The organism is Pseudomonas sp. GW821-FHT01D09 (assembly GCF_059422465.1).
Map to the genome: position 1 here is coordinate 1 of NZ_JBWKWY010000064.1, position 7,728 is coordinate 7,728.

The 7,728-nt window shown below is 63.0% G+C and carries 6 protein-coding genes; 1 reads left to right on the forward strand and 5 read right to left on the reverse strand.

Annotation, left to right across the window (positions count from 1 at the left end; genetic code table 11):
- The first annotated feature begins 221 nt into the window (after window positions 1-221).
- Window positions 222-2,114, forward strand: coding sequence for a penicillin-binding protein 2 (gene mrdA, locus AC07W7_RS27015; protein WP_495040449.1), 1,893 nt, complete (start codon window positions 222-224; stop codon window positions 2,112-2,114).
- A gap of 72 nt (window positions 2,115-2,186) precedes the next feature.
- Here the strand turns inward: mrdA and AC07W7_RS27020 are convergent, their stop codons facing one another.
- The 5 genes from AC07W7_RS27020 to AC07W7_RS27040 form a co-directional block, all read right to left on the reverse strand.
- Entirely contained in the window at window positions 2,187-3,158 is a 972-nt protein-coding gene (locus tag AC07W7_RS27020) for a cyclase family protein (protein WP_495040450.1), read from the reverse strand.
- A 28-nt stretch (window positions 3,159-3,186) separates the two neighbouring features.
- Entirely contained in the window at window positions 3,187-3,945 is a 759-nt protein-coding gene (locus AC07W7_RS27025; protein ID WP_076965210.1) for an SDR family oxidoreductase, read from the reverse strand.
- 32 nt (window positions 3,946-3,977) lie between these two features.
- Complete coding sequence (locus tag AC07W7_RS27030; RefSeq protein ID WP_495040451.1) at window positions 3,978-5,426, reverse strand: aldehyde dehydrogenase family protein; 1,449 nt, start codon at window positions 5,424-5,426, stop codon at window positions 3,978-3,980.
- Window positions 5,427-5,428: 2 nt separating this feature from the next.
- Window positions 5,429-6,535 carry a tartrate dehydrogenase gene (locus AC07W7_RS27035; protein ID WP_495040452.1) on the reverse strand — a complete coding sequence of 369 codons (1,107 nt, stop codon included), beginning with the start codon at window positions 6,533-6,535 and terminating at the stop codon, window positions 5,429-5,431.
- Between the two features lie 128 nt (window positions 6,536-6,663).
- On the reverse strand, window positions 6,664-7,539 hold the full coding sequence (locus AC07W7_RS27040; protein WP_495040453.1) for a LysR family transcriptional regulator: 876 nt from the start codon (window positions 7,537-7,539) through the stop codon (window positions 6,664-6,666).
- Window positions 7,540-7,728 lie beyond the last annotated feature (189 nt).

Here is a 7,728-nt window from a genome sequence, read left to right on the forward strand (position 1 = left end):
GGTCATCGTCAAGATTAAATTCCGAAACCCCAATTGCGAAAGCAGTTGGGGTTTTGTTTTGGGCGGTTGAAAAGGTTATGGCATGTCGCCATCCAACTGCCCTTCGGTCAATTCAATACAAAGTGTTTCGGTAATTTTGGTAAGGTGCAGCAGCTTTTTCAGGGACGACCTTTTCAACCGCAGGATGCGGCATCGCCCTTATTCAACGAGATGCTGTAGAAATGCCTCAAGCCATACCGATCAAAGACCACGAAAAAGAACACCGTCTGGTCAACAAACGCCTGCTGGCCTGCGCCGTGCTGGTACTTGGCATCACCTGTACCCTGGTCGCCCGCCTGTATTTCCTGCAAGTGGTGGAGTTCGACTATCACTCCACCATCTCTGAAAACAACCGTGTCCACGTCCTGCCCATCACCCCGACCCGCGGTCTGATCTATGATCGCAACGGTGTGGTTTTGGCCGATAACCGTCCCAGTTACAACCTGACCATCACCCGCGAACGGGCTAGCGACCTGCAAGGGGAGTTGGACTCGATCATCACGTTGCTGCATCTGCCCGCTGCAGACCGCGTAGCCTTCGACAAGGCCCTGAAGCAGGCGCGTCACCCGTTTGTACCCGTGACGTTGTTCTATGAATTGACTGAAGAACAGATCGCCCTATTGGCCGTCAACCAATTCCGCCTACCCGGCGTGGAGGTCGAGCCACAGTTCGTGCGTCACTACCCGTTGGGTGCCCACTTTGCGCATTCCATTGGTTACGTGGGCCGCATCAACGAAAAAGAGTCCAAGGCGCTGGATTCAGTCGAGTACCGTGGCACGCAATCGATTGGTAAAACCGGCATCGAGCGTTTCTATGAGTCGCAGTTGCACGGCCATGTGGGTTACGAAGAGGTCGAGACCAATGCCCAGGGCCGGGTCCTACGGGTGCTTAAGCATACCGACCCGGTCCCCGGTAAAAACATTGTCCTGAGCCTGGATATCAAGCTCCAGGAAGCCGCCGAAGAAGCCCTGGGCGATCGTCGCGGTTCAGTGGTGGCCCTCGACCCGCAAACCGGCGAAGTCCTGGCGATGGTCAGCAAACCCAGCTTTGACCCCAACGCGTTCGTCACCGGCATCAGCTTCAAGGAATATGCCGCGCTGCATGACTCCCTCGACCGCCCCCTGTTCAATCGGGTGCTGCGCGGGCTGTATGCACCCGGCTCGACGATCAAGCCGGAAGTGGCCATCGCCGGTCTCGACAGTGGTGTGGTCACCGCGCAGACCCGGGTCTTCGACCCCGGCTACTACCAACTGCCGGACTTTGATCACAAATACCGCAATTGGAACCACAATGGCGATGGCTGGGTGGATATGGACGCCGCCATCATGCGCTCCAACGATACCTACTTCTACGACCTGGCCCACAAACTGGGGATCGACCGCCTGCACGACTACATGGCCGAATTCGGTCTTGGCCAGAAAGTCTCCCTGGATATGTTTGAAGAGTCCGCCGGCCTGATGCCATCCCAGGCCTGGAAGCGTGCGACCCGGCGCCAGCCCTGGTTCCCCGGGGAAACCGTGATCCTCGGCATCGGCCAGGGCTATATGCAGGTCACCCCGTTGCAGCTGGCCCAGGCCACAGCGCTGATCGCCAACAAGGGAGTATGGAATCGCCCACACCTGGCCAAGAGCATCGACGGCGTGCCACCCGTGGACGAAAACCCGATGCCCAATGTCGTGCTCAAGAACCCCCGCGACTGGGATCAGGTCAACCACGGCATGCAAATGGTGATGCACGACCCGCGTGGGATTGCCCGGGCGTCGGCCGCCGGTGCGCAGTACCGGATCGCCGGCAAGAGTGGCACCGCGCAGGTGGTGGCGATCAAGCAGGGCGAGCGTTACAACCGCCTGAAAACCCGCGAGCGCAACCGCGACAACGCGTTGTTTGTCGGCTTCGCCCCGGCCGAGCACCCCAGGATCGTGATTTCAGTGATGATTGAAAACGGCGAGGCGGGTGGCCGCGTGGCAGGCCCGGTGGTACGTCAGATCATGGATGCCTGGTTGCTCGACCAGCAAGGCCATCTGAAACCGCAGTATGCAACCCCCGCCAAGGCAGCGGGCGACCCACGCGTCTGATGCCGGGCTAAACGTCACAAATACACGGCCAGAAACGCACAGCGTCCCTGGCCGTGTCCTACGAGTGGTGAACTACTTGATCACCACCGGGTTCACCGGCGCGCCGCTGCCGCCGACAATCTTCAACGGTGCGGCGGTGTAGAGGAACTTCCACTGGCCGTCGTCGGCACAATCGGCGGCCAGTTCCTCCAGCAGCACAATCTCGGTAAAGGCAATGCCGAGGTTGCGCATCAGCGCGCAATGCAACGGAATCTGCACCCCCGACACCGGGTCGGTGATCACCTCGTTGGCGATGGTATCGGTCACCAGGTTGGGGATTTCCATGGCATGGAACCACTCCACCAGTTCCCGGCTGTAGGTCAGGCCGGGCTCCACCAGGTCCTTGAAGAACTCGGTCTTGCCATACTCGTAGAACGCGCCCATGGAGCCGGTACGGATGATCAGGATGTCGCGCTTTTCGATGGTCACGCCCTGGGCCTTGGCAGCGGCCAGCAAGTCCAGGTGGTTGAAGGTTTCGCCACGGCTCAGGTATTTCTTGCCACGATGGCGGGCCATGTCGATCAGCACCGCGCGCCCGACCACGCCGCGCTCGGCAATCGCCAGCACACTGGCCTTGGCCATGCCGCCGACGGTGCTCATGGCGTCGTAGCCGTTCCACAGTTGATTGTCATACCAGGCATGCCCCAGGGCATCGTACTGGGTCGAGCCTTGCAGCTGCATGAAGATCACATCGTCGCAATACGCCGCGCCGCCGGTCATTTCGGGTTGCTTGCCGAAGTGATAGTGGCTGTGATCCAGGGTATTGAAGCGCATCGATGGGTTGCGCGCCGGCCACATCGGGTCGCCGCCCGGATGGCCGATCTGCACTTGCAACGTAAAGGTCTTGCCCTGGCGTACCGAGGCCACGCCGCGCAGCACTTCGGTTTCGGTCAGGTAATTGAGGGCGCCGACTTCATCGTCCGGCCCCCATTTGCCCCAGTTCTTTGGCAGGCCTTCGAGTAATTGCCTGGTGTTCGGTTCGTTCTTGTTATGTAAGTCACACATATCGACTCCGATCCCTTTGGTCGTTGAGTTACACGCAGCGCCCACCATCGACTTCAAGGCAGGTGCCGGTGATAAAAGCCGCTTCGTCCGAGGCCAGGTACAGGCAGGCATTGGCCACGTCCTGCGGGGTGGAAAAACGTCCCAGGGGGATGGTCGCCATGAACTTCTGACGGTTTTCCGGGGTGTCCGGCACGCCCATGAACTCACTGAGTAACGCGGTTGCGCCGACCACCGGGTTCACGCAATTGACGCGGATATTGTCCGGCCCCAGCTCTGCCGCCATGGTCTTGCTCATGACCACCACCGCGCCCTTGCTGCCGTTATACCAGACCAGCCCCGGGCGCGGGCGGATCGCGGCGGTCGAGGCAATGTTGACGAACACGCCGCCGCCCTGGCTGCGAAAGTGCGGCACAAAATGCCTGGCGCTGAGGAAGATGCTTTTGACGTTGACCGCGAACACCCGGTCGAACTCGGCCTCGTCCACCTCCAGCATCGGCCGGTTGCGGTGGGTGGTGCCGGCGTTGTTGATGACGATATCCAGCCCGCCGAATTGCTCCAGGGTCGCGCGCAGCAGCGCGCCCATGCTTTCATCATTGGCCACATTGACCTCGACGAAATGCGCATGGCCGCCAGTGGCGGCGATCTCATTGACCACCCGCTGGCCGCCGGTGGCGTTCATGTCGGCGACGATAACCCGCGCACCCTGTTGGGCGAAGGTCTTGGCGATCCCTTCACCAAAGCCGGAACCGGCGCCGGTGACGATGGCCACTTTGTTTGCTAGACGCATGGAGTGTGCTCCTTTCTTGTTGTTGTAAGGGCTTAGCCGTGTTTGATCGCAATGGTCTTCAAGGTGGTAAAGCCCAGCAGGGCCTCGAAGCCTTTTTCCCGGCCATAACCGCTGGCCTTGACGCCGCCGAAGGGCAGTTCAACCCCGCCGCCGGCCCCGTAGTTATTGATAAATACCTGGCCACAGCGCAGCTTGCGCGCCAGGCGCATCTGCCGGGCGCCGTCGCGGGTCCATACGCCGGCGACCAGGCCGAAATCGGTGCCGTTGGCCAGGCGGATGGCCTCGGCTTCGTCGTCAAAGGGCATCACGGCCAACACCGGGCCGAAGACTTCCTCCTGGGCCAGGCGGCTGTCGGGCGGCACATCGCGAAACAGCACCGCTTCCTGGAAGTAACCACCACTGCCGGCCTCGGCCACCACCTGGCCGCGCGCGGCCACCGTGATGCCGGCCTGTTCGGCCTCGCGCACGAACTCGCGCACCAGGCGTTGCTGCTTCTGGTTGATCAGTGGGCCCATGTCCAGGTCCAGCGCCGAAGGCCCGGTGCGCAGTTCGCCAAAGCGCTGGCTGAGTTGCTCCACCAGCGCTTCATAAATGCTGCGCTCCACCAGCAGCCGGCTGCCCGCCGAACAGGTCTGCCCGCAGTTCTGCACAATGGCGTTGACCAGCACCGGCAAGGCTTCGTCCAGGTCGGCATCGGCGAATACCAGTTGCGGCGATTTCCCGCCCAGCTCCAGGGTCACCGGGCAGTGCCGTTCAGCGGCGGCTTTGGACACCGCCGTGCCAGTCACGCTGGAGCCGGTAAACGAGAGGTGGTCGATACCCGGATGGCTGCACAACGCCGCGCCGGCCTCGTAGCCGTAGCCGGTCACCACGTTGATCGCGCCGGCCGGGAAGCCCACCTCGGCGGCAATCTGCGCCAGGCGCAGCAACGACAGGCTGGCGTCCTCGGCCGGCTTGACCACACAGGCATTGCCTGCCGCCAGGGACGCGCCGACGCTGCGCCCGAAGATCTGCATCGGGTAGTTCCACGGGATGATATGCCCGGTTACCCCATGGGGTTCGCGCACCGTCAGCACCGTGTAGCCGTTCTGATAAGGCAGGGTCTCGCCGTGCAACTTGTCGGCCGCGCCAGCGTAGTACTCGAAATAACGGGCGAGGGCGGTGGCATCGGCCCGGGCCACTTTCAGCGCCTTGCCAGTGTCCCGCGCCTCGATCTGCGCCAGTTCTTCGTGATGCTCGAGCACCGCCGCGCCAAGCCTGGCCAGCAGGCGGCTGCGCTCCAGGGCCGACAAGCTGCCCCATGGGCCATCGAAGGTCTCGCCCACGGCCAGGCGCGCGGCGCGGACGGCGGCGTCGATATCGGCAGCGGTGCCCCGGGCGAGGCTGGAATAGGTTTCGCCGCTGCTGGGATCGATCACCGGGATGTCTTCCCGCGACGTCGAGGCCTGCCATTGGTTGGCGATGTAATGTGCGTTGATCATGTTCAGCTCCTGTTCCCGGCGATGCATTCGGCGATGGCCACGCCCACTTCAATCGTACTGGCGCTGCCGCCCATTTCCCGGGTGCGCGGGCCTTGCGCAAGCACCGTCTCGATGGCCGAGACAATCGCAGCTGCGGCCTCCTGGTACAGCGGGTCGCCATTGCCCAGGTGCTCGATCATCAGCGCGGCCGACCAGATCTGCCCGATGGGGTTGGCCACGCCCAGCCCGGCAATGTCCGGCGCCGAACCGTGTACCGGCTCGAACAGCGACGGGTAGCGCCGCTCGGGGTTGAGGTTGGCCGACGGCGCAATGCCGATGGTGCCGGTACAGGCCGGGCCGAGGTCGGAGAGGATGTCGCCAAACAGGTTGGAGGCCACCACCACATCGAACCAGTCCGGGTGCTGCACAAAGTGCGCACACAGGATATCGATATGGAATTTGGCGCTCTTGACGTCCGGGTAGCGCTGGGCGATCAGGTTCACCCGCTCGTCCCAGAACGGCATGGTGATGGAAATGCCGTTGGATTTGGTGGCGGCCACCAGGTGCTTGCGTGGTCGCTGCTGCGCGAGTTTGAAGGCATAGTCCACTACCCGGTCCACGCCTTCGCGGGAGAAGATCGACTCCTGCACCGCGATCTCGCGCGGCGTGCCTTCCCACATCCGCCCGCCGACGCTGGAGTATTCGCCCTCGGTGTTTTCCCGCACCACGATAAAGTCGATATCCCCCGGCACACGGCCGGCGAGCGGGCAGGGCACGCCGGGCATCAGGCGCACCGGGCGGATGTTGACGTACTGGTCGAACTGGCGGCGGATCTTCAGCAGCGACTCCCACACCGCCGTATGGTCGGCGATGATATCCGGGGCACCCACGGCGCCGAAGAAGATCGCGTCATGGCTGCCGATCTGCTCGGCCCAGTCGTGCGGCATCATGGTGCCGTGGGCCAGGTAGTGCTCGCTGCACCAGGCAAAGTGATCGAACGCAAAGGCAATGCCGAAACGCCGGCTGACGGCCTCCAGTACGCGCAGGCCTTCGGGCACCACCTCGCGGCCGATACCGTCGCCGGGAATCACCGCAATACGATGGGGGGTGCTGGTCGTGGAATTGGACACGCCGTGTCTCCTGTTTTTGTTGTTGTCAGTGAGGCGGGGACATTCTTGGCACAGCTGCCGCGGTGGGGGAATTGCTGATTATGGAAGTGGCCTTCGCAAGACTCGAAGGCCAGCGGCAATGCGCAGTACTAGGCAGCGAGGTAGTCGAATAGCGCCAGGCTTGTAGGAGAAGGCTTTTCCTGACGCATGCAGAGGTACATCTGGCGGTCGGCCCAAGGGTCGTCGATTTCGATAAAGCGCAAGGCCATTTCCTTGCGAAAGATCTGCACCGCGCCCTGGGGCAGCACGCCAACCCCTTGCCCGGCGGCAATCAGCCGGCACACCGCTTCAAAGCTGCGTACCTGCACCCGCAGGCGCAGCGGCATGCCAATCGCGGCGGCGGCTTCGGTGATCAGCGCGGTGATGGCGGCGTTGTCCTCCAGGCCGACAAAGTCATAGCCCAGCAAATCGGCAAAGCGTGCATGGCGCATCTTGAACGGATGATCATCGGGCACCAGCAGGCACAGGCGGTCCTGGCAGTACGGGGCAAAGCGCAAGTCCTCGCCGCCCGGCTGGGTGGTGACGATGCCCACATCGGCCACGCCATCGCGCACCGCCTGCAGGATTTCGCGGCTGCGCTCTTCGCGGATATCCAGGCGGATGCCGGGGTGCAGAGCGTTCCACTGGGTCAGTTGGCGGGGCAGTTGCTGGCTCATCGCCGAACTGTTGGCATACAGGCACACACGGCCGGTGGCGCCCTTGGCGTAGTCGGCGAGGTCGGCGTGCATCCCATCCACCGCGCGCAAGATCGCCAGCCCATGCCCGGCCAGCACCTCGCCGGCCGCCGTGGGCGAGACGCCGGTGGAAGAGCGATACAACAGGGCGACCTTGAAATGCTGCTCGAGCAACGACAGGCGCCGGCTGGCCGCAGACAGCGAGAGGTGCGACTGCTCGGCCGCCCGGGACAGGCTGCCGAGCTTGACTGTCTTGAGGAACAGCGCGATGGAAGTAAGATCGGGGGCCATGCCAGAGTCCTTGTGCGCGGTCTGTGAAAACTACGCAGTTGGGACCGGACTGTCCAATCGTCTGCCCCCTGTTGATACAACGTTGGAGGCACCGCCGATCCCTTGTGGGAGCTGTCGAGCCCCGGCGAGGCTGCGATGGCGGCGGCACTGTCAGCATTGATGGTGACTGACCCACCGCCATCGCAGCCT

What these genes read in the sequence shown, in the direction of transcription:
- mrdA (WP_495040449.1), top strand. Translation starts at nt 222, where the DNA reads ATGCCTCAAGCCATACCGATCAAAGACCACGAAAAAGAACACCGTCTG.
- AC07W7_RS27020 (WP_495040450.1), bottom strand. Translation starts at nt 3,158, where the DNA reads ATGTGTGACTTACATAACAAGAACGAACCGAACACCAGGCAATTACTC.
- AC07W7_RS27025 (WP_076965210.1), bottom strand. Translation starts at nt 3,945, where the DNA reads ATGCGTCTAGCAAACAAAGTGGCCATCGTCACCGGCGCCGGTTCCGGC.
- AC07W7_RS27030 (WP_495040451.1), bottom strand. Translation starts at nt 5,426, where the DNA reads ATGATCAACGCACATTACATCGCCAACCAATGGCAGGCCTCGACGTCG.
- AC07W7_RS27040 (WP_495040453.1), bottom strand. Translation starts at nt 7,539, where the DNA reads ATGGCCCCCGATCTTACTTCCATCGCGCTGTTCCTCAAGACAGTCAAG.